Source organism: Sphingobium sp. B8D3B, from assembly GCF_025961875.1.
Classification (GTDB): domain Bacteria; phylum Pseudomonadota; class Alphaproteobacteria; order Sphingomonadales; family Sphingomonadaceae; genus Sphingobium.
In genome coordinates this window covers 892,636-914,583 of the sequence record NZ_JAOQON010000001.1, presented here as the reverse complement: position 1 = coordinate 914,583, position 21,948 = coordinate 892,636, and the positions used below count along the sequence as shown (strand labels likewise).

Here is a 21,948-nt window from a genome sequence, read left to right as displayed (position 1 = left end):
ACCGGCCTTCGAGCCGGCGCCCTATTAGTCAGCAGGATCGGCAATGGCAAGCGAACCGCACAGCAGCACCATCGACCCCAAAGAAGCCGCGCATTTCGGCGCGCACGCGGCCGATTGGTGGGACCCCAATGGCTCCAGCGCCATGCTCCACAAGCTGGGACCGGTGCGCCTTGGCTTCATCCGCGCCGCTGTCGATGCGCACTGGGGTGGATCGCCTCAGGATCTGCGCCCGCTGGCCGGCAAGCGCGTTCTCGATGTCGGCTGCGGGGCCGGGCTCGTCGCCGAGCCGCTCGCCCGCATGGGCGGCGCCGTGACGGCTGTAGATGCGGCGCCGGAGAATATCGCCGTCGCCCGCGACCATGCCGCCGCAATGGGCCTGTCCATCGATTATCGCAATTGCGGGGTGGAGACGCTGGCCGATCCGCAATTCGACCTGATCACGGCGCTGGAAGTCATCGAGCATGTCACCGATCCTGCGATGTTTCTCTCTGCTGTCGCGCGGCTGCTCAAGCCGAATGGGCTGCTGATTATCTCGACGCCAAACCGGACGCCGCTCTCCAAGTTGATGGTGGTGACGCTGGCAGAGGGCTTCGGCCGCATCGCTACGGGCACGCATGACGCAGACCGCTTCATCACCCCGGAGGAAATGGAAGCGCTGCTGACCGACCGTGGCCTGCACGTCATGACGACCAAGGGCCTGATGGCCGATCCGCGATATGGCTTCGTGCTCAGTGACAATCTGTCCGTGAACTACATCCTCTCTGCGGCGTTCTCATCGCACGACATCCCCCAATTTGCGAGCACGCCGGCCTGATGACTGCTGCCCCGATGACAACTTCATCCCACGCCAATCCCCTCCGCGGTCTCGAACATGCCATGACATGGCTGGGCGAGAACTGGATCGAGGTGGCGATCGCCGTGGCCATCGGCATCGCCATCTATTTTGCGCTGGGGCTGCTCAAGCGGATCGTGCAGCGCCTGCTGCTCAAGGCCGCGCACAGCGCCCCGATCATGGGCGTCGCCGCCAGCACCGTCGGGAAAACCGGGCATCTGTTCATGATGCTCATCGCGGCCCGCCTCGTCGTCAATTATTTCCCGGTGCCGCCCGCATTGTTCAATGCGATCAACTTCCTGTTCATCGTGGTGACGGCCTGGCAGATCGCGGTCTGGGTGCGCCACATGGCGCTCGGCTTCATCCAGATGCGCTCGGACCCGGAGCTGGGCGGCAGCGAGGCCTTGGCCAATGCCAGCGGCCTCATCAAAGTCCTCCTCTCCATCGCGATCTTTGCCGTGGCCGCCATCGTCGTGCTGGACAATCTCGGCGTCAATGTCACTGGTCTTGTCGCCGGTCTCGGGATCGGCGGCATTGCCATTGGTCTGGCGGCGCAGGGCATTTTTTCGGACCTGTTCGCGTCCCTCTCGATCATCTTCGACAAGCCCTTCAAGGTCGGCGATGCGATCAATTTCGGTACGCAGACGGGCGTTGTGGAGCGCATCGGCCTCAAGTCCACGCGCCTGCGCGTGGTGACGGGCGAACGCATGATCGTTTCCAATGCGCAATTGCTGAACAAGGAGATCACGAGCTACACCGGCCTCGATCGCCGCCGGGTCAAGTTCGCCATCGGCGTCATCTACCAGACCGCACCCGCTGAAGCGGCGAAGATTCCCGATCTGCTGCGAGAGATCGTCAACGCGCATGGCGGCGACTTCGTGCGCTCGGGCTTCATCGGCTTTGGGGCCAGCTCACTGGATTTCGAGCTGGAGTTCGATGTGCACTCGCATGATTGGGACGAGGTTTACATGGTCCGCCATGCGATCGGCCTCGATATTCTCGGCCGTTTCAACGATCTGGGGCTGGAATTTGCCTATCCCACGCAGACCACGTTTACCGCCGATCCGGCCGGCAAGATGATCATGCCCTACCCGGTCCTCCACGAACTGCCGGGCGCTCTGGCCCCGCGCAGTATCGGGAGCGCCGATCAGGCCACGTCGGAATAATAGCCGGCCCACACATGGTTCTGTTTGCGCTCGATCCGCATGAGCGCAAGCACGGCAACCATCATCGCGAGCAGCGCCAGCGCGGTGAACACCGGCCAGACCGATTCCGGCGACACCATGAGGCTCAGCACCGCGCTGGCCATCAGCAGCGGCACGAACAGAACCGTCGCGAGCGCGGCGCGCTTGCGGGCTTTCTTGCGCTTGGGGGCCGTACGCCAGAACCAGAGGCACAGGCCAACGCCAATCGCCGCAGGGACGATCTGCAGCCAGGCAAAGGGCATGCGATAGAGGAAATAGGCCGACACGCCGACAGTCGCGAGTACCACCAATAATGCGAGAATTCGTGCTAGGCGCACGTACAGCCTCCTCCAATCGCGACCCGGCAATTGCCGGTCCTCGGCCTTTACGACCGCTTCAAAACCCTATTGTCGTTCAACTTCGTTGAGCATCCGTTATAATCGCCTCGCCCCATAAAGTTCCGGGCCAAAGATATCCGTTGGCGACTTTCATGGCGCCCTCGCGATCATGAGCTAGCAGCAAGGCGCCATCGAGGTCCACCCAATCGGCGAACTGTGCAAGCAGAAAGGCAGGCGCAATGCCGAGCGAGCTTGCGAGCATGCAGCCGACCATGATGCGCTTGCCCGCTGCCCGCGCCGCATGCGCCATGGCGAGCGCCTCGGTGAGTCCACCGGCCTTGTCGAGCTTGACGTTGATTGCCTGATAGGCCCCGAGCCCCGCCAGATCAGCCAGCGACTGGCAGCTCTCGTCCGCGCAGATCGGCACCGGCAGGGCCAGCCCGGCCAGCGCCGCATCTGCCTGTGCAGGCAAGGGCTGCTCGATCAATGCGATGCCCAGATCGGCCAGTGCACGGGCTTGCGCCTGAACGTCCAGATCGGCCCAGCTCTCATTGGCATCCACGATCAGGTCGACATCCGGCGCACCTTGCCGCACCGCTTCGATACGGGCCTGATCACCGTCGCCGGTGAGCTTGCATTTCAGCAGCGTGAACCCCCGCGCCCGCGCGTCTGCGGCCGCCTGCGCCATCTTCTCCGGCGTATCGAGGCTGATCGTATAGGCCGTCCGGACCGGCTGGGGCGCCTTCAGTCCGGCCAGCGCCCAAACCGGCTTGCCGGTCCGCGCTGCCTCCAGATCCCACAGTGCGCAATCCAGCGCATTGCGTGCGGCGCCCGGTGGCATCAGGGTGCGCAACGTCTCGCGGTCCGGCACGGCGCCCTGCGCCTGCACGAGCGCCTCGATCGCCGCCGCACACCCTTCCGCCGTCTCGCCATGATAATAGATCGGCGTGCCCTCGCCCCGCCCGGTGAACGTGCCATCCGTAACCACGCACATGACCACATCCACAAACGTCTTGGCGCCACGGCTGATGGTGAAGGCGTTGCGCACGGCGAAGCGCTCGACCGCGACTTGCTGCAGGCCAATGTCGATCACTGCGAATCCGACCTCATGAGAACGGGCGATCAGCCGCGCGGCAGATCATCGTGGCGGGCAATCCATGCCTCGACCACTGGCGCAATGCGATTGCGCCATTTCGAGCCATTGAAGATGCCGTAATGGCCGACCGTCTCGGCGAGATAATATTGCTTCATCTCGTCCGGCAGCTTCGGGGAAATCTTGAGCGCCGCCCTCGTCTGGCCGATGCCCGAAATATCGTCATTCTCGCCTTCGACGGCGAGCAGCGCGACATCCGTGATCGCCGCGGTGTCGATGCGGACGCCGCGATGCATGAACTCGCCCTTGGGCAGGCTGTGCTTCTTGAAGACCTCATTGACGGTCTGCAGGTAGAATTCGGCGGTCATGTCGCAGACCGAGCGATATTCCTCGTAGAACTTCTTGGTCGCGTCCGCGCTCTCGTCATCTCCTTGAACGAGGTGGCGGAACATCTGCCAGTGGCTCATCAGGTGGTTGCCAAGGTTCATGGTCATGAAGCCGGCCAACTGCATGAAGCCGGGATAGACCTTCCGACCGGCGCCGGGGTAATTGAACGGAACCGAGGTCACGACATTCTGGCTGAACCAGCTCAGCGGTCGCTCCTGCGCCAGCTGATTAACGGCGGTCGGCCCCTCGCGAGTATCGATCGGGCCGCCCATCATCGTCAAGGTGCGCGGACGGCACGGATGCTTGGAGGCGGACATGAGGCTCGCGGCAGCCAGACAGGGCACCGACGGCTGGCAGACCGCCAGCATATGTGCGCCCGGGCCGATGTGCTCGAGCCACCCGACGAGATAATCGACATAATCATCCAGATCGAACGACCCATCGGAAAGCGGCACATCGCGGGCATCGCGCCAGTCGGTGATGTAGACGTCATGCCCCGGCAGCATCCGGGCCACCGTCCCGCGCAGGAGCGTCGCGAAATGGCCGGACATGGGCGCGACGATCAGCAGCTTGGGGTGCCGGCCCTCCTGCCCTTCCCGCACGAAATGACGCAGCTGGCCGAAGACCTGGCGCGCCTCGATGACTTCGTGCACCGCTACGGTCTGCCCATCCACCTCGGTGGTCGGCAGATCAAAGGCGGGCTTGCCGCGCGGCGCGGCGGCATGCGCGAACACATCCAGCGCGGAGGCGAGCATCGGACCGCCACCGAAATAAGCAAAGGGATTTGCGGGATTTTGGAGCAGTTCTACGCTCGCGGTCGCCATGGCACTGGCGCTTGCCAGAAAGCTGCGCTGAATTTCATAGGCACTATAGAGCATGTGTTTCCTTACTCGGGGCCATCTGTCTAAACCAGCACATCCAACGCCCTGACGCCAGCGCCGATGCCGAGCTTAGAAGCATTAAATAGTGCCGACGCGTCTCCTTTGCCACACCAGAAGGCACAGCGCAGGTGCAAAAGCCCTCCCCTTGGTTGCAAAGTTGGTCTAGGGCGCGGCCATGGCTACCTCGGCGTCCACCCCAGACAATGACGATCGGCGCAAAGCGGGCGATCTTGGCAATCTTCGACTGATCTGGCGCGCCGCGCTCCGCTACCCCGGCCGCATAGCCGGCGCCGGCTTCGCCCTGGTTCTCGCCTCTGCAGCAACGCTTGCCATCCCCAGTGGTTTCAAGCTTGTCATCGATCGCGGTTTCGCCTCTGGTCTGGACGGGGACATCAGCCGCTGGTTCCAGTATCTGTTGCTTATCGTGGTCATCCTGGCCTTTGCGACCGCCATGCGCTTTTATTTCGTCGCCTGGCTGGGCGAGCGCGTGGTGGCCGATCTGCGGATCGCCGCGCAGGCCAATCTGCTGCGGCAGGAGCCGGCTTTCTTCGAGCATAACCGGCCCTCCGAGATCGCCTCTCGCATGACGGCGGATACCGCCATCATCGAGCAGGTCGTCGGCTCGACGGTCTCGGTGGCGATGCGCAATCTGCTCACCGGTTTTGGCGGCATCTTCTATCTGTTCATGCTCGCGCCGCGCCTTACGGCGATGCTGCTGTTCGGAATTCCCATCGTGCTCGGGCCGATCATTCTGGTCGGTCGGCGCCTGCGCGCGCTCTCGCGCAACAGTCAGGATCGGCTGGCTGCGGTCGGCAGCATCACCAACGAAGTGCTGAGCGCCATGAAGATCGTCCAGGCCTTCGGTCAGGAAGAGCGCGAGGCCGGACGATTCCGGCGCGCGGTCGAGGACAGCTTCCGCACGGCCCGCCAGCGCATCACTTTGCGAGCGGCCATGACCGCGACGATCATTCTGGTGATCTTCGGCTCCATCACGCTCATCATGTGGCAGGGCGCGCTTGACGTCGCGGCGGGCCGGATGTCCGGCGGCAGCATCGCAGCCTTCGTCATGACGGGCGGCCTTGTCGCGGGTGCCTTCGGGGCCCTCACCGAGGTCTATGGCGATCTGCTGCGCGGGGCCGGGGCCGCCACCCGGCTGAGCGAACTGACCAGCGCCGTCTCCGAAATCCGCCAACCGGCGCGGCCGGTCGCCATCCCGCAGCCCGGTCAGGCGCGGCTGACATTCGAGAATGTGGCCTTTCGCTATCCGACGCGGCCCGATTTGCCCGCCCTTATGGATTTCTCGCTGGACGTCGCGCCGGGCGAGACCGTGGCGATCGTCGGCCCATCCGGCGCGGGCAAATCCACGCTCCTTCAGCTTGCAGAGCGGTTTTACGATCCGTCCCACGGGAGGGTCCTCCTCAACGGCGTCGACCTGCGCGAGGCAGACCTGCTGAGCCTGCGCGGCATGATCGCGCTGGTGCCGCAGGAAACCGTGATCTTTGCGGCCAGTGCGCGCGACAATCTGCGTTACGGACGCTGGGATGCCACCGACGAGCAGTTGATGGAGGCCGCGCGCGCAGCCAATGCCGACGGCTTTCTCAAGGCGCTGCCGCAGGGCTTGGACACAGAACTTGGCGAGAGCGGCGCCCGCCTCTCCGGCGGCCAGCGCCAGCGCGTTGCGATCGCCCGCGCGCTTCTCAAGGACGCGCCGCTGCTGCTGCTCGATGAAGCGACCTCGGCGCTGGACGCGGAATCCGAAAGCCTGGTGCAGGATGCCCTCGCCCGGCTGATGAAGGATCGCACGACTATCGTCATCGCCCATCGCCTGGCGACCGTCCGCGCCGCCGAGCGCATCGTCGTCCTCGATCAGGGCCGGATCGCGGACATCGGCACCCACGCGGACCTGATCGCCCGCGGTGGCCTCTACGCTCGGCTGGCGTCGCTGCAATTCGACGAACCGGCCTGATCGCCGGAGAGTTGACGGACGTCGGCGCGGTGATCAGTTGTTGCTGATGCGGCGCTGGCTCTTAGCTGCTCAGCTCGGCAATGTTTGGCCCGGCAGCCGCGTAGCCGAGTGAGCGACGCTCAAACATAAGTCGGCTGCGTTGGGTTCAGGGTCTCACGTGGAAGCACCGAGACCGGCGACACGCCCATGCGCAGCCTGCACTTCCAGGTCCTAAAAAACGCCTGCAGAATGTATCGAAGCATCAACCGAGTCCTTAGCAGGTTCGCGAGCCACGCCCCGTCGACCGCGGAAGCGGGGTCCCTTTCGGTGCTGCCTGTCGTGTGCAGTAAACCGGCAATGGGTCTGCAGCGCGGCACGGAACTGACCGAGCGTGTCCCACGATGCCGGCGAGCAAGCCTCAGCGCGCCCTCTTGCCCTTTTCCGGCGAAGCGGATCATGTCGAGCCCGCGCGCTTGATTGGCCCGAGGTCGTCAGTCCGTGCTCGCCCCACGCACGATATGGTCGAAAATCGCCGGATGCATCGGTGTCTCGAACTCGCACCCCGCTTCATGGTCGCACACCCAGGTGACGAACGCCTTGCGTCCTTCAAAGCCGGCAAACATCACCCACACTTCCATACCGACCTGAAGCTTGACGTAGCTCATCAAGCGAAAACCGGTGAGCGACATGTCCGAAATCCGGCTCTTGAACCAGCTCTCGCCCTTGCGGCGCACGCGGACGCCAATCAAGACCGACTGCCGCGCTGACGAACGAGCGGACGGCTCATTCATTCTGTCTGGAACTGCGCCCATATCGACCTGCCTGCCTGGAACATCGCACGATATGACAGGGAAGCTTACCATCGTCCTAATCAAAGGAGGTCCGTCCGGCCCAGCATATGAGGACCCTAAGACCTAGGAGTACCTCGACCGGCGGCGACTTCTCCATCCTGATCGCTTGGGATCAGCAGCGCTGCCTCCGCGCCGGAGCCAAGGGCTAATGGCATCACCGGCGCCGTTGAAAGGCCTAGAACCGTCAACTGACTCGGCGCGTTTGTCCGCCACTCGCGTGCTGGCCTCTCAGCGCAATACAACTGTGCTCGCACGCGCAGCGCAATATCGAGGTCTTGAAGGCCGCTGACACGCGCTCACGCCTAGGGCCGAGGCCTGCCCCCCAAACGCCTTCCATCCTAACCCCAGACGCCTCCCTTTGACGCCCAACAAAAAAAGGGGGCCGAAGCCCCCTTTTCCAAACACATCCAGATCCGCGACGAAGCGCGTTTCCGCTATGATCAGAACACGCCGCCGTAACGGTCGTTGCCGACGAAGCCCAGCTTGGTCACGCCAGCGCGCTTGATGATGGCAAGCACCTCATCAACCACCACATAACGAGCCGACTGGTCAGGCTCGAACTGCAGTTCAGGCTCCGGGGCCATACGGCTGGTCTGATCGAGATACTGGCGCAGCGTCACCCGGTCGACCGGGGCACCATTCCAGTAGATCGTGCCTGCCGGATCGATGGTCAGACGATTCTTGACCGGGTCGATCGTGTTCTGCGGCGCGTCTGCATTCTGCGGAAGGTCGATCTTCACCGCGTGGGTCTGGATCGGGATCGTGATAATGAACATGATGAGGAGCACGAGCATGACGTCGATCAACGGCGTCGTGTTCATTTCCATCATCGGCTCGCCGTCGTCGCGGCCACCACTCATTGCCATGGGACTGGTCTCCTAAACTTGGGCGTCAGAGGCGACGGACGGAAATCGAAGCCGGGTCGGGCTCGGAAATGAAGCCGACCTTCGGATAACCAGCGCGCTGCATCGTGAAGATCGTGCCGCCGATGCACCGGTACGGCGTATCGATGTCTGCACGGATGTGCGCTTCGGGCAGATCGTCGGGGTTCATGTTCTCCACGCCACCGGCCTTCTCGATATCCGCTTCCAGCTTCTTGACAGCGCGGTTGAGAAGGTCACCGGCCGTGACCTTGGTCACATTCCAGTACACTTCGCACTGCCCATCCACTGCGCGAACCGTAAGGCTCACATTTTCCGGCTTCGTGGTCGTTGGCTCGAAGGCGATCTTCGGCAGCTTCACGTCCACTGTCTGGATCACCACCGGAATTGCGATGAGGAAGATGATGAGAAGCACCAGCATGACGTCCACGAGAGGCGTCGTGTTGATGTCCGACATCGGGGTGTCATCACCACCACCCCCAGAGCTAATTGCCATCGATCAAAATCCTAACTCTTGGCTTTGGAAGCACGCGCGTCCTTGCGGAGGCTTGATGTGGCGACCGCTCGAGGGTCGCCACACCTGCTTCATTTGATAGCTCAGGCCTTGGCGGCAGCCGGCTTGGCAGCGGGCGCGGCCGGGGCAGCAACCACGGTCGGACGGACCGCACCGTTGGACACCATGTAGCCGAGCAGGTCGTTGTTGAAGCCGCTCAGGTCTTCAGCAATCGACTTGTTACGACGCTGCAGCCAGTTGTAGGCAAGCACCGCCGGAACGGCCACGGCCAGACCCAGCGCGGTCATGATCAGAGCTTCACCGACCGGGCCGGCAACGGCGTCGATCGAGGCCTGACCGGACGCACCGATCTTGATGAGCGCGCGGTAAATACCGATAACCGTACCGAACAGACCGATGAACGGCGCGGTCGCACCGACGGTCGCGAGGAACGCGAGGCCACCGCCGAGCTTGGAGTTGATGGCAGCTTCCGAACGCGCGAGCGAAGCGTGCATCCAGTCATGTGCCTCGACCGGATCGGTCAGCTTGGCATGCTGTTCCTGCGCCATGATGCCGTCGTCGACCAGCTGCTTGTAGGCGCTGTTCTTCTCGAGCTTGGCCGAACCCTCCTTGAGGGTCGCCGAACGCCAGAACGTCGTACGGACCTTCTTGGCCTGGCCGATCACCTTCTGCTGCTCGATGAGCTTCGAGAACAGAATGAAGAACGAGAACACGGACATGCCGCAAAGAATGATGAAAACGGTCCAGGCGATCACGCCGCCCTGCTCGAGGGCTTCCATGAGACCGTAAGGGTTATCGGCCGGCGCAGCGGCTGCGGACAAATAAATCAACATTCGTGTATTCCTCTCAAACCAGTCGGTGAATGGGCCGTCCCTCGCCCCGGTTCGGGACGGCCGAAATCAGGATTAACGTTCAAGCTTCCAGACCACGCGACGCGAGCTGCTGGACTTGATCGGATTGCCGGCTTGATCGAGCGCGGGAGAATAACGCCCCCGGCGCGTGATCAGGCTGCAAGCGGTTTCGTCGAGGTCCTTGCGGCCGCTCGATGCGGTCACCCGGCAATTTTCGACGCGCCCCTGGGCATTGATATCCCAAGCGATCGTCACCGAACCCTCGGCCTCGTCACGACGAGCACCGGCAGGATAGTCGTCGGACGTAATCCAGCTCGCAGGGTTACCCCTGGCACCAGCGGCCTTGCTGACAACCGGCGCAGGCGGCGGCGGTGGTGCAGGCGGAGCCGGCGGCGGCGGATTCGGTGGTGGCGGCGGGGCCAGAACCGGAGCCGAACTCGGCAACGAAATCATCGGCGGCGGCGCTGTAGGCGGCGGCGGCGGTGGCGGCGGCATGTCCGGCGGAGGCGGCGGCGGTGGCGGCGGCTCCTCCTCTGGTGGCGGCGGCTCCTCTGCCACGTCGATGACGTTCAGCTGTTCTGCAGCCTGCTTGACATACTTGATGCCAAGCCCCGTCACAAACGCATAACCGAGGATCGCGTGAATGATTGCCACGATGATAAGAGAAACCGTCCTACCGGACGATTGTGACTGGTCAGCATAGGCCATTCAGCAATGACACTCCCTAGCTCGATACAGCGCTGACAATCAGACCACGAATCGACGAAATGCCGTAAAGCACGACGTCTTCCGTGCGATACTGATCGCTCGGGCTCCTAAATTCCGAGGCATGTCCTATCGTGGCAAAACGTGTGAAGCAAACGCTTTGTTGACGGTGGTCACCTCTGCTTAACCCCCTATGTTAGAGGCTGAGGAAGGCCTATCAGGAGAATTGCGTATGACCGACACAATCCGACGCCCAAAGGCCGGGTTCAAACTGGTGGCAATCGGTTGCAGCGCCCTGTTGACAGCCGCTTTCCCCTTCATTTCCACTTCCGCTACGGCACAGATGGCAGAATCGCCAGAGCCGGCAAGCTTGAGTTACGCGCGGATGGCCGAACTGGTATCGTCATCTCCCACGGTGGCGCGCATTACCGTGCGTTCCATCGTCGCCCTCAAGCGCGAGCGCGCGCCTGATCTGCCGGAAACGCGGAGCCGTTTTTACGTCCAGGCTGAAACGCTCGGCTTGATTCGCAGCGATGGCGTGATGTCCAAGCGAATCTCTTTCCTCGTGGACGGGTCGGCGGAAAATGCCCGACGTCCCAACCTCAAGAACAAGATTTTTCTCGCTTTCGGCAAAGTCGGCCAGCAGGTGAGCGAGTTCCAGTTGAGCGCGAGCACGGCGCTCGTGCCCTGGACCCCCGCCAACGAGGCGCTGGCGCGAAAGGTCATCGAAGATCTTTACGCGCCGGGCGCACCAGCCCCGGTCACAGGGGTCACCTCCGCCTTCCACGTGCCGGGCGCGATTGTGGGCGAAGGGGAAACCCAGATATTCCTCGGCACGGCGGATGGCTCGCCGATTTCGCTGTCAGTGATCCGTCGACCGCAGGAACAGCCGCATTTCAGCGTGTCGCTGGGCGAGGTTGTGGACGATTCGGCGAAGCTCCCAGAGCGGGACACCTTGCTGTGGTATCGCCTCGCGTGCAGCTTGCCCGACCAGCTCCCGGCCTTGTCCCTCACCGAACTGGCGCGCAACGATGCGGAAGCCGCCAGTCGCGATTACAACGCGTTCCGAGCCGCGCTGGGGCCATGTAACCGCACGCAAACGCCAGTCATTTAGGCAGAGGGCTCTTTCCTGTACGGGATTACCCGCTATGAGCGGCGGCGGACCTCCGTGCGACCGCCGCTCACACATTTTTGCAGGACATGATCATGACCGACGCCTCTTCCCGCCCCCTTCGCCTCGCCATCGTCGGCCTGGGAACCGTGGGCGCCGGTGTCATTCGCCTGCTGGAGACCAACCGGGATCTGATTGCCCGGCGTGCAGGCCGGCCGATTGAGGTCGTCGCCATTTCGGCGCGGGACCGCAGCAAGGATCGCGGGCTCGATCTCTCCGCTTATGAATGGGTCGACGACATGGCGACCCTCGCGCAGCGCGAGGACATCGATACGGTCGTCGAGCTGATCGGCGGCGCGGATGGCCCGGCCCTGACGCTGGCCCGCCAATGCCTGAGCCAGGGCAAGCCTTTCGTCACGGCCAACAAGGCGATGATCGCCCATCACGGTCTCGATTTGGCACATGAAGCCGAGCGGAGCGGCGTTGCGCTGAAATATGAAGCGGCCGTCGCGGGCGGTGTGCCGGTCATCAAGGGCCTGCGGGAGGGCGCCGCTGCCAATCGCATCATGCGGGTCTATGGCATCCTCAACGGCACCTGCAATTACATCCTCTCCACCATGGAACAGCATGGCAGCCCGTTCGACCAGGTGCTGGAGGAAGCGCAGGCCAAAGGCTATGCCGAGGCTGACCCTACCTTCGACATTGACGGTATCGACGCCGCGCACAAGCTCTCGATTCTCGCCAGCCTCGCCTTCGGCACGGAGATCGATTTCGGCTCGGTAGATATCACCGGCATCCGCAATGTCATGGCTGCCGACATCCGCGAGGCGGCATCGCTCGGCTTCAAGATCAGGCTGGTCGGCATGGCCGAGTGCGAGGCGGACGGCAGCGAGAATGTCGGCCTCTTCCAGCGCGTCCATCCCATGCTGGTGCCGCTCGATCACCCCCTTTCCCATGTCGATGGCGCGCTCAACGCCGTCGTGGCGGAGGGCAATTTCGTCGGCCGCCTGTTCTTCCAGGGCGCGGGCGCCGGTGAAGGCCCGACTGCTTCGGCGGTGGTCGCCGACGTCATCGACGTGGCACGCGATGAATATGGCCCTGCCTTCGCCATGCCGGCCGAATGGCTGCAGCGCCAGGTCAAGGCCGATGCCGGGCAGCGCACCGGCCGCGCCTATCTGCGCTTCCAGGTTCAAGATCGCCCCGGCGTGCTGGCGGAAATCACGGCAGCGATGCGAGATTCGGGTGTATCGATCGAAAGCGTGATCCAGCGGGCCGCCACCGCGGACGAGGGCGTTCTCGTCGCCATCGTCACTCACCCGGGCGCCCTCTCCGCCATCGACGATCTGCTGCGCAGGCTCGGCGGATCGGACAGTCTACTGGGCGCGCCGATGCTGATGCACATCCTCGACTGACAGGCGCGACCCCGCGCTTACAGGCAGGGATGCGATATGCGCCCGGCCGCACCTGTAAGACGCTGGCTCATTATCGACATTGCAACAATCCTCGCCTATCGCGTCCCATCAATTCAGCAAAGGATGCCGCAGGATGGGGAAGTCGAATACCGTCGAAGCCAGTTCCGTACTCGATCGGGTACTTGTTCTTGAGATGGTGCGCGTCACCGAGGCCGCCGCGATCGCCGCGTCCAAGCTCGTGGGGCGCGGCGACGAGAAGGCCGCTGACGCTGCTGCAGTCGAAGCGATGCGCAAGGCCTTCGATGGCCTGTACATGGATGGCACGGTGGTGATCGGCGAAGGTGAGCGCGACGAAGCCCCCATGCTGTACATCGGCGAGAAGGTCGGCGGCGCCCCAGGCCGTGGCCCCAAGATCGACATCGCGCTCGATCCGCTGGAAGGCACGACCATCACCGCCAAGGCCGGGCCGAACGCACTGGCGGTTCTCGCCGCCGCAGAGGAAGGCAATCTGCTCAACGCGCCGGATGTGTACATGGAGAAGCTGGCGGTTGGCCCCGGCTATCCGCCGGATATCATCGACATGCGCAAGAGCGCGACGGAGAATGTCGAGGCCGTCGCCAAGGCCAAGGGCGTAAAGCCCTCCGAGATCATCGTGTGCGTGCTGGATCGCCCCCGCCATGAGAAACTGATTGCCGAGCTGCGCGGCATCGGCTGCGGCGTGGTGCTGATCGGCGACGGCGACGTGGCCGGCGTGATCGCGACGACGGACCCGGACACCACCATCGACATGTACATGGGCTCTGGCGGTGCGCCCGAGGGCGTGCTGGCCTGTGCGGCCCTGCGCTGCGTCGGCGGCCAGTTCAACGGCAAGCTCCTGTTCCGCAACGAGGACGAGAAGGCCCGCGCCCGCAAATGGGGCATCACCGACCTCGACCGCATCTACAAGCTGGAAGACCTCGCCAAGGGCGACTGCATCTTCGCTGCAACCGGCGTCACCGATGGTTCCCTGCTCGAGGGCGTCAAGCTCCTGCGCGGCGGTAAGATGACCACGAACAGCGTCGTGATGCGCGCCTCGTCCGGCACCGTCCGCTGGGTCAAGGGCGAGCATCGCGCCCGCGACTGACCCACCGAGTATTCAGACACTGAACCGCCCGCCTGCGTTCGCGCATGGCGGGCGTTTTGGTATCTGACGCCAGTTCGCTCTACTTCTTGAGACGATATCCGGTCTTGAACATCCAGGCGATCACCGCGAGACAGATGACGAGCATGGCGCTGACGAACGCCACAGAGACGCCCATCGCGACATCGCCCTTGCCGAAAAAGGTCCAGCGGAACCCGCTGATCAGATAGACCACCGGGTTGAACATGGTGATCGTCCGCCAAGGCTCGGGCAGCATATGGATCGAGTAGAATGCGCCACCCAGAAACGTCATCGGCATGACGACGATCAGCGGGATGACCTGCAACTGCTCGAAACTCTGCGCCCAGATGCCCAGGATGAACCCGAACAGGCAAAAGCTGATCGCGATCACCATCATGAACAGGATCATGGCGAGTGGGTGCGCGATCGGCAGATCGACGAACAAATGCGCGGTCGCGAGAATCACCAGGCCGATGATCATCGACTTCGTCGCTGCAGCACCCACATAGGCGATGATCGTCTCCAGCGCGGAAATGGGCGCCGAGAGCAGCTCGTAGATCGTGCCGCTATATTTGGGCATGTAGATGCCGAAGCTGGCGTTGAAGATGCTCTCGGTGAACATCGACAGCATGATGAGTCCCGGCACGATGAACGCGCCATAGGGAATCCCGTCGACCTCCGTCATCCGTGAGCCGATGGCGCTGCCGAACACCACGAAATAGAGCGTGGTGGTCAACGCCGGAACGACCAGCCCCGTCATCAGCGTGCGCTGGAAGCGGTGCAGTTCGAACAGATAGATCGCGCGGATCGCGTGGATATTGATGCCGCTCATGCCGCCTGCTCCGACCGGGCCGTGGGCTTGTGGACAAGATCCACGAAAATGTCCTCCAACGAGCTTTCCTTGGTATTGAGGTCCTTGTAGCCGATGCCGAGGGCGCTCAGCTGGCCGAGCAGCGCCGAGATCCCGGTGCGCTCGGCCTGGCTGTCGAACACATATTCAAGCTCGGCGCCGTCGCTCTCCAGAGTCACGCGCCAGTCAGACAGGGCAGCAGGCACAGCCGACATCGGCTCATTGAGCGTGATCCGCAGCGTCTTCTTGCCCAGCTTCTTCATCAGCCGGGCCTTGTCTTCCACCAGAATCAGCTCGCCACCGGTGATTACGCCCACGCGATCGGCCATGTCCTCGGCTTCCTCGATATAATGGGTCGTGAGGATGATCGTCGCGCCATTGTCCCGCAGTTGGCGGACCAGCGCCCACATGTCGCGGCGCAGTTCCACGTCGACGCCGGCAGTGGGCTCATCCAGAAACAGCAGGCGCGGCTCATGGGCGAGTGCCTTGGCGATCATGACCCGCCGCTTCATGCCGCCGGAAAGCTCCTGCAGCTTGGCGTGGCGCTTGTCCCAAAGCGTCAGGTCGCGCAGCACCTTCTCGATATAGGCATCGTCGCGTGGCTTGCCGAACAGGCCACGGCTGAACCGCACCGTATCGATCACGCGCTCGAACTGATCGGTCGAGAGTTCCTGCGGCACCAGACCGATGGTGGCGCGCGTCTGGCGATAATCCCGCACGATATCGTGCCCGCCGACATGCACCGTCCCGCCACTGGCGCGCACAATGCCGCAGATGATGGATATGAGCGTCGTCTTGCCAGCGCCATTCGGCCCGAGAAGCGCGAAGATCTCGCCCTCCTCCACATCCAGATCGATGCTGCCGAGCGCCTTGTGACCGCTGGCATATTGCTTAGTGACGCCGCGGAGCGAGAGGATTGCCGTCATGATAGCGCAGCTACTCCATCGGCCGGGACTTGCAAAGAGCGGCGTGCGGATAAACGCCGTTCCGCCCGAAACATCCCGTGCGCAAAATGACGACATCTCGGACGATATCTCCGTCCGCCCTGAGTAGCTGCTGCGCCTGTCGAAGCGGCGCATCGAAGGATTCGATGCTTCGATACGCCTCCTCGATACGCGCCTGCGGCGCACCTCAGACCCTACCCAGCACGCGGCGAAGACTAACCCCACCCCGATCACGACGCTCCTATCCTTTCCCCCATAAGCTCGGCTAAGGTGGCGCCATGCGCTTTGCTCTGGATATCGATCGCTCGCTCACCGGCCGTGCCTGGCGTTGGCGCGGGCCTGAGCCATGCGGCAGCGGCGGCAATCTCGTGGACGATCTGCTGCGCGCGCGGGGTTGCCCGCATGACAGCCTGGAGCGCGAGCGGGCGCCGACCATCCGCAGCTTCCTGCCCGATCCGTCCATCTTCCAGGATATGGACCGCGCCGCCGAGCGGCTCGCCGCGGCCGTCATCGACCGGGAATCGGTCACCATCTTCGGCGACTATGACGTGGACGGCGCGACGAGCGCAGCACTGCTCGTCCGGCTGCTGCGCCAGCTCGGGCTCGATGCCGGCGTTTACATCCCCGACCGACTGATGGAGGGCTATGGCCCATCCGGTGAGGCGCTGGTAGCGCTGGCACGCAGCGGTGCCAGCCTGGTCGTCACGGTCGATTGCGGCGCCCAGGCCTTTGCCGCGCTGGAGGCCGCACGCACCGTGGGGCTGGATGTCATCGTCGTCGATCACCACAAATGCGCCGCCTCGCTCCCCCCTGCCCTTGCGCTGGTTAACCCCAATCGGCTCGATGAGGCCGATGAGGCCGCCAGTCATGGCCATCTCGCCGCGGTCGGCGTCGCCTTCCTGCTCGGTGCCGCGCTGGTCCGCACCTTGCGCGCGCGAGGGTGGTTCGCCGCCCGCCCGGAACCGCGCTTGCTGGACCTGCTCGATCTGGTCGCGCTGGGGACGGTCGCAGATGTGGCGCCCATCCGGGGCCTCAACCGCGCCTTTGTCGCCCAGGGGCTCAAGACGATGGCGCGGCGCGGCAATATCGGCCTCAACGCCCTGCTTTCCGCAAGCCGGCTGGAGCGTGCTCCGCAATGCTCGGATCTCGGCTTTGCCCTGGGGCCCCGCATCAACGCCGGCGGACGCGTGGGCCGCTCGGATCTGGGCGTGCGCCTGCTCACCACCGGCGACCCCGATGAAGCCGCCATGCTCGCCGCAGAGCTCGATCAGCTCAATCAGGAGCGGCGCGCGATCGAAGCAACCGTGCAGGAGGAAGCCGAAGCCCTTCTCGCAGAGCTGGGCGAGCGCTACGTCGCCGTGATCGCCGGCGATCTGTGGCATCCGGGCGTAATCGGCATCGTGGCCGGGCGCCTGAAGGAAAAGATCACCCGCCCGGCCATCGTCATCGCCATTGACGAGGACGGCATCGGCAAGGGCTCGGGACGCTCCATTACCGGTGTCGATCTGGGCGCGGCCATTCTGGCCGCCAAGGACCACGGGCTGCTCATGGCAGGCGGCGGGCATGCCATGGCGGCTGGGCTTACCGTTCGCCGCGAGCATGTGACCGCGCTGGCGGAGTTTCTGGAGGAGCGGCTGCGCGAGGATGTCGCCCGCGCCGCCACCGCCCGCGCCCTCCTCATCGACCTGCTGGTCGCGCCGGCCGGACTGACGCCGGAGCTGATCCAGTCGATGGAACAGGCCGGCCCCTTCGGCAATGGCTGGCCCGCGCCCCGCGTTGCGCTGGGGCCGGTGCGCGTCGTCCGCGCCGATATCGTCGGGACGAGCCATGTCCGCGCCATCGTGGCGGGCGAGGATGGCCGCTCGCTCAAGGCCATGGCGTTCCGTCAGGCAGAGACCGAGCTTGGGCAGATGCTGCTCTCCTCCCGCGCCGGCACGCGCTTCTGGCTCGCCGGCCGCGCGAAGATCGACGACTGGGGGCCCCGCCCGGCCGCCGAGCTGCATATCGAGGATCTTGCGATCGCCTGAGCAAATGGCCTTGACCGCGCCAGACCATCCCCGTAAAGGCGCCCTCTCACGGCAGCGATGCACATCGCTCGCTCAGTGGCCCCTTCGTCTAGCGGTCAGGACGCGGCCCTCTCACGGCTGAAACACGGGTTCGATTCCCGTAGGGGTCACCAGCCTTTCCGGCTGGGCAGGCTTGGAAAAGCCCTTCATCTCCCAAAACAGATTCTTGACCTGCGATCATCCCTTCGGTGATCGTATACGCGCATGTATGGCTCGCGACCGCGAAATTTCGCGCGATGCCAGAGGGCAGGCTACAAGGGAAAAGACACAGCGCCCAAACCCCTTCCCTAGTGTGGGAAGAGCGAAATCATCGCTATTTGGGGGTGTCAGAAAATGGTGCCCAGAAGAGGACTCGAACCTCCACGACCTTGCGATCGCCAGCACCTGAAGCTGGTGCGTCTACCAATTCCGCCATCTGGGCACGGGGTAGGACCGGCGCTTTAGGGGGGCTGTTCGGGGGTGTCAACAGCCTCGAACAGATAAGATGGGATTGATGCAAAATATTGTGTTGGGGTCAGCCGGAGAGGCCGCGGAAGGCCAGAACGACGATCCAGACAGCCGCGAAAATCGCGATCCAGATGAGGATCATCTTCACCAGATGGAGCGGGAGGCGGCGCAGGGCCAGGCTGCTGCCGACGAGGACGAAGGCCAGGACGAACCAGAGGCTGTGCGCAATCATATCGGCCATGGCCAACTCTCCTGCTGGAACGGACGTCCGCGAAGGGAGATCAGATCAGGGCGGTCAGACCATCGTAGCCGGGCTCGACGCCTTCGGGAAGCATGGTGCGCAGACGTGCATAGTCCATGCTGTTATCCATGTGGGTGAGGATGGCACGGCCGGGACGTATCCGCGCGATCGCCTCCAGCGTCAGAGCCAGATGGGCGTGGGTCGGGTGCGGCCGCTCGCGCAGCGCATCGATGACGAGACAATCCACGCCCGCATAGAGCGAGACCATCGCATCGGTCATCTCGTGAAAATCCGTGGCATAGGCCAGCGACCGGCCGCCGCAGGAGAATCGGAAGCCGCTTGAGGAGATGAAGCCATGGGGCTGATCGACATGGGTGACCGCGATGTCGCCCACCGTCACCCCTTCGTCGGGCAGGTCATGGCCCGCGATGGTCGCGCGATACCCCTCGCGCCCATCGAACGCATAGTCGAAGCGGCTGCGCAACGCCGCCATGGTCGCCTTGTGACCATAGCCGGGCACAGGGGTGCCACGATGATGCATGATCTGCCGCAGATCATCGATGCCGTGGCAGTGATCGGCATGGTCGTGGGTCCAGAAGACGGCATCCAGATGCACGACATCGGCCGCCAGCATCTGCGCGCGGAAATCCGGGGAGGTGTCGACCAGCAACCGCGTGGTCGCGCTCTCGACAAGGATCGAGACGCGGGTGCGACGATTGCGCGGCTCGGCGGGATCACACTGCCCCCAATCATTGCCGATGCGCGGAACGCCCGAGGAGGTGCCGCTTCCCAACATGACCAGCTTGAGCGTCATGGCGTCACGCGACCGGCGCGGCGCGGGAGAACAAAGCAAAGAAGTTCCGCGTCGTTGCCTGCGTCAGTGCCTCGAGGGACTCGCCACGGAGATCGGCCAGGAAGCGCGCGGTATCGGCGACGAACGCCGGTTCGCAGGGCCGTCCGCGGTGCGGCACCGGCGCGAGGAAGGGCGAGTCTGTCTCTACCAGCAAACGGTCGGCCGGAATGCGCGCCGCCGTCTGCTGCAAAGCCTTGGCGTTCTTGAAGGTCACGATCCCGGAAATACTGATGAACAGGCCGAGGTCCAGTGCGATGTCGGCAAAGGCATCGCTGGCGGTGAAGCAGTGGATCACTCCGGTGAATGTCCCCTGCCCCATCTCGTCCCGCAGAATAGCGGCGGTGTCCGCCTCGGCATCGCGGGTATGGATGATGATCGGCAGACCGGTCTCGCGCGCGGCGGCGATATGGGCGCGAAAGCTCGTCTGCTGCTGGACGCGATCGCTATGGTCGTAACAATAATCCAGCCCGGTCTCGCCGATACCGACGACACAGGGATTGGCCGCAGCGGCCACAAGCTTGGCGGTATCGACATGGGCATGGCTGTCCGCCTCATGCGGATGAATGCCGACGCTCGCCCAGACGTCCGCCTCGCGCTCGGCCAGTCCGATAATCGCGGCCCACTCCCGCTCGCGGGTGGAGATGTTGAGCATCGTGCCCACCCCCGCCGCACGCGCACGGGCGAGGACGGCGGGCTGATCCTCCACCAGCCCCTCATAATTGAGGTGACAATGGCTATCGACGAGCATCAGGCTTCCGCTGCGGGGGGTTCAAGGCGGGGGAAGAGCGGCTGCTGCGGGCCGACGACATGGCCGCTCGCGCGCAGCGGCGTGTACCAGTCCGTGCCGATGGCGCTGAAGGTGCGCGCATCCTGGGGCAGCCCCATGCGGTCGAGCAGTTCCTCTGCGCTGCGCGGGATGACCGGCAGTGCCGAGACGGCCAGGGTGGCAATACAGACGTAGAGCGTCGTCAGCACGGCCTCCATGCGGGCCGGATCGGTCTTGCGGAGCGCCCAAGGGGCCTGCGCATCGACATAGGCATTGCAGGCATAGGCCGCGCGCAGCCAGGCCTGGATCGCCTCGTGCGGGGCGAAGCGCTCGAATGCGCCGGGAACATCCTGCATGGCAATCTGCCGCACCTGCGCCAGCAAGGCCTCATCATCGGCATTGGGTGCCGGTGTGGGCACGCGGCCTTCCAGGTTCTTGGCAATGAAGCTCAGCACGCGCTGGGCGAGATTGCCGAAGGCGTTGCCAAGCTCGGTATTCGATTTATGAACAATGGCTTCCGCGCTATAGCTGCCATCATTGCCAAAGCCGACTTCTGCCAGCAGAAAGTAGCGCAGCGGATCGACGCCGAAAGCCTCTGCCAGCTCGACCGGATCTGCAACATTGCCCAGCGACTTGGACATTTTCTCGCCGCGGTTGAGCAGGAAGCCGTGGCCGAACACCGTTTTCGGCAAAGGCAATTTCGCGCTCATCAGAAAGGCCGGCCAGTAGACCGTGTGGAAGCGCACGATATCCTTGCCGATGATGTGGACGATATCGCCCCCTTCCGCCCAGTAGCGCGACATGCGTTCTGGATCAGTGGGATAGCCGCAGCCCGTGAGATAGTTTGTGAGCGCATCCACCCACACATACATGACGTGATCCGGCGAGCCGGGGACCTTCACGCCCCAATCGAAGCTGGTGCGCGAGACGGACAAATCGCGCAGCCCGCCCTCCACGAAACGGAGGATCTCGTTGCGGCGGCTCTCGGGCTGAATGAAGTCCGGCTGATCGCGATACAGCGCGAGCAGGCGGTCCTGATAGGCCGATAGGCGGAAGAACCAGCTTTCCTCGACAGTCCATTCCACCGGGGTACCCTGCGGGGAGAGCTTTTCCCCGCTATCGCTGAGGCTTAGCTCGCTTTCATCATAATAGGCCTCATCGCGGACCGAGTACCAGCCTTCATAGCGATCGAGATAAAGGTCGCCATTGTCGACCATCGCCTGCCAAATGGCCTGGCTTGCGACATGATGGGCCGGCTCACTAGTGCGAATGAAGCGATCATAGCTGATGTTCAGAAGATCATCCATCTCCCTGAAATAGCCTGACATCTCATCGGCCAGCGCGACAGGCTCAACGCTTCGCGCACGGGCGGCCTGCGCCATTTTCAAGCCATGCTCGTCGGTGCCTGTCTGGAAGAACACGTCCCGCCCCATCATCCGGGCCGCGCGGGCGAAGGCGTCCGTCGCGATTGCTTCATAGGCATGGCCGATATGAGGGCGGCCATTGGGGTAACTGATCGCCGTGGTAATGGTGAAGGGTTTGGGCATGATGTCCTGCTGGATAAGGGCCGTCTGAGGCGCGGCTTTCGCTTGCGGCTTCTCTAGCCGGGTACAGGGAGGATGCCTAGACTCCTCTCCGACCTCCCAGCACAGCGC

21 protein-coding genes and 2 tRNA genes are annotated in these 21,948 nt (G+C 63.8%); 8 read left to right on the top strand and 15 right to left on the bottom strand.

The features are described 5' to 3' along the window. Window positions 1–43: 43 nt before the first annotated feature. Entirely contained in the window at window positions 44–814 is a 771-nt protein-coding gene (gene ubiG, locus M2343_RS04265) for a bifunctional 2-polyprenyl-6-hydroxyphenol methylase/3-demethylubiquinol 3-O-methyltransferase UbiG (protein ID WP_264575709.1), read from the top strand. Window positions 815–828: 14 nt separating this feature from the next. Then, entirely contained in the window at window positions 829–1,998 is a 1,170-nt protein-coding gene (locus M2343_RS04260; protein ID WP_264575708.1) for a mechanosensitive ion channel family protein, read from the top strand. Here the strand turns inward: M2343_RS04260 and M2343_RS04255 are convergent. The 3 genes from M2343_RS04255 to M2343_RS04245 all read right to left on the bottom strand — a co-directional run bounded on the left by M2343_RS04255 (window position 1,980) and on the right by M2343_RS04245 (window position 4,712). Next, window positions 1,980–2,354 (bottom strand): hypothetical protein, encoded by a 375-nt coding sequence (locus M2343_RS04255; RefSeq protein ID WP_181559754.1) that lies wholly within the window; start codon window positions 2,352–2,354, stop codon window positions 1,980–1,982. The genes M2343_RS04260 and M2343_RS04255 overlap by 19 nt on opposite strands. Window positions 2,355–2,430: 76 nt before the next feature. Continuing rightward, window positions 2,431–3,447, bottom strand: a complete 1,017-nt coding sequence (gene dgcA, locus M2343_RS04250; RefSeq protein WP_264575707.1) for an N-acetyl-D-Glu racemase DgcA — start codon at window positions 3,445–3,447, stop codon at window positions 2,431–2,433. Window positions 3,448–3,476: 29 nt separating this feature from the next. Beyond that, complete coding sequence (locus M2343_RS04245) at window positions 3,477–4,712, bottom strand: polyhydroxyalkanoate depolymerase (protein ID WP_264570379.1); 1,236 nt, start codon at window positions 4,710–4,712, stop codon at window positions 3,477–3,479. 178 nt (window positions 4,713–4,890) lie between these two features. Between M2343_RS04245 and M2343_RS04240 the strand changes: the two genes are divergently transcribed. Further along, the gene (locus M2343_RS04240) at window positions 4,891–6,681 is read left to right on the top strand and encodes an ABC transporter transmembrane domain-containing protein (protein ID WP_264575706.1); all 1,791 of its coding nucleotides are present in this window, start codon (window positions 4,891–4,893) and stop codon (window positions 6,679–6,681) included. A 470-nt stretch (window positions 6,682–7,151) separates the two neighbouring features. On the opposite strand, the gene M2343_RS04235 is transcribed toward M2343_RS04240, so the two are convergent. The 5 genes from M2343_RS04235 to M2343_RS04215 all read right to left on the bottom strand — a co-directional run bounded on the left by M2343_RS04235 (window position 7,152) and on the right by M2343_RS04215 (window position 10,465). Continuing rightward, window positions 7,152–7,472: a PilZ domain-containing protein gene (locus tag M2343_RS04235; protein ID WP_264575705.1), complete on the bottom strand. Its 321-nt coding sequence runs from the start codon at window positions 7,470–7,472 to the stop codon at window positions 7,152–7,154. A 479-nt stretch (window positions 7,473–7,951) separates the two neighbouring features. Then, window positions 7,952–8,377 carry an ExbD/TolR family protein gene (locus M2343_RS04230; protein WP_181559759.1) on the bottom strand — a complete coding sequence of 142 codons (426 nt, stop codon included), beginning with the start codon at window positions 8,375–8,377 and terminating at the stop codon, window positions 7,952–7,954. Window positions 8,378–8,402: 25 nt separating this feature from the next. Continuing rightward, window positions 8,403–8,888 (bottom strand): ExbD/TolR family protein, encoded by a 486-nt coding sequence (locus tag M2343_RS04225; RefSeq protein ID WP_181559760.1) that lies wholly within the window; start codon window positions 8,886–8,888, stop codon window positions 8,403–8,405. Window positions 8,889–8,989: 101 nt separating this feature from the next. Next, window positions 8,990–9,739: a MotA/TolQ/ExbB proton channel family protein gene (locus M2343_RS04220; protein ID WP_181559761.1), complete on the bottom strand. Its 750-nt coding sequence runs from the start codon at window positions 9,737–9,739 to the stop codon at window positions 8,990–8,992. Window positions 9,740–9,811: 72 nt separating this feature from the next. After that, window positions 9,812–10,465, bottom strand: coding sequence for an energy transducer TonB (locus M2343_RS04215; RefSeq protein WP_264575704.1), 654 nt, complete (start codon window positions 10,463–10,465; stop codon window positions 9,812–9,814). A gap of 229 nt (window positions 10,466–10,694) precedes the next feature. Between M2343_RS04215 and M2343_RS04210 the strand changes: the two genes are divergently transcribed. The 3 genes from M2343_RS04210 to glpX all read left to right on the top strand — a co-directional run bounded on the left by M2343_RS04210 (window position 10,695) and on the right by glpX (window position 14,108). Further along, window positions 10,695–11,576: a hypothetical protein gene (locus tag M2343_RS04210; RefSeq protein WP_264575703.1), complete on the top strand. Its 882-nt coding sequence runs from the start codon at window positions 10,695–10,697 to the stop codon at window positions 11,574–11,576. Window positions 11,577–11,668: 92 nt separating this feature from the next. Beyond that, complete coding sequence (locus tag M2343_RS04205; protein WP_181559764.1) at window positions 11,669–12,985, top strand: homoserine dehydrogenase; 1,317 nt, start codon at window positions 11,669–11,671, stop codon at window positions 12,983–12,985. Between the two features lie 133 nt (window positions 12,986–13,118). Next, a complete protein-coding gene (glpX, locus tag M2343_RS04200) occupies window positions 13,119–14,108 on the top strand; it encodes a class II fructose-bisphosphatase (protein WP_181559765.1) in 990 nt (329 codons plus the stop codon). A 79-nt stretch (window positions 14,109–14,187) separates the two neighbouring features. Here the strand turns inward: glpX and M2343_RS04195 are convergent, their stop codons facing one another. Next, window positions 14,188–14,958, bottom strand: a complete 771-nt coding sequence (locus M2343_RS04195) for an ABC transporter permease (protein ID WP_181559766.1) — start codon at window positions 14,956–14,958, stop codon at window positions 14,188–14,190. After that, complete coding sequence (locus M2343_RS04190) at window positions 14,955–15,902, bottom strand: ABC transporter ATP-binding protein (RefSeq protein ID WP_264575702.1); 948 nt, start codon at window positions 15,900–15,902, stop codon at window positions 14,955–14,957. Before M2343_RS04190 ends, M2343_RS04195 begins: the two co-directional genes overlap by 4 nt. A 296-nt stretch (window positions 15,903–16,198) precedes the next feature. Here M2343_RS04190 and recJ point away from each other — a divergent pair, with 296 nt between their 5' ends. Beyond that, window positions 16,199–17,947, top strand: coding sequence for a single-stranded-DNA-specific exonuclease RecJ (gene recJ / locus M2343_RS04185; RefSeq protein ID WP_264575701.1), 1,749 nt, complete (start codon window positions 16,199–16,201; stop codon window positions 17,945–17,947). 77 nt (window positions 17,948–18,024) lie between these two features. Further along, a tRNA-Glu gene (locus tag M2343_RS04180) sits at window positions 18,025–18,099 on the top strand. Between the two features lie 221 nt (window positions 18,100–18,320). Here M2343_RS04180 and M2343_RS04175 read toward each other — a convergent pair. From M2343_RS04175 to metG, 5 genes are all read right to left on the bottom strand, one after another. Continuing rightward, window positions 18,321–18,407: transfer RNA gene (locus M2343_RS04175), tRNA-Leu, on the bottom strand. Between the two features lie 93 nt (window positions 18,408–18,500). Next, the gene (locus M2343_RS04170) at window positions 18,501–18,674 is read right to left on the bottom strand and encodes a hypothetical protein (RefSeq protein ID WP_264575700.1); all 174 of its coding nucleotides are present in this window, start codon (window positions 18,672–18,674) and stop codon (window positions 18,501–18,503) included. A gap of 40 nt (window positions 18,675–18,714) precedes the next feature. Then, entirely contained in the window at window positions 18,715–19,488 is a 774-nt protein-coding gene (locus M2343_RS04165) for an MBL fold metallo-hydrolase (RefSeq protein WP_264575699.1), read from the bottom strand. A 4-nt stretch (window positions 19,489–19,492) separates the two neighbouring features. Then, window positions 19,493–20,275: a TatD family hydrolase gene (locus M2343_RS04160; protein ID WP_264575698.1), complete on the bottom strand. Its 783-nt coding sequence runs from the start codon at window positions 20,273–20,275 to the stop codon at window positions 19,493–19,495. Beyond that, window positions 20,275–21,840 (bottom strand): methionine--tRNA ligase, encoded by a 1,566-nt coding sequence (metG, locus tag M2343_RS04155; RefSeq protein WP_264575697.1) that lies wholly within the window; start codon window positions 21,838–21,840, stop codon window positions 20,275–20,277. The genes M2343_RS04160 and metG overlap by 1 nt, the downstream gene beginning before the upstream one ends. Window positions 21,841–21,948: the final 108 nt, after the last annotated feature.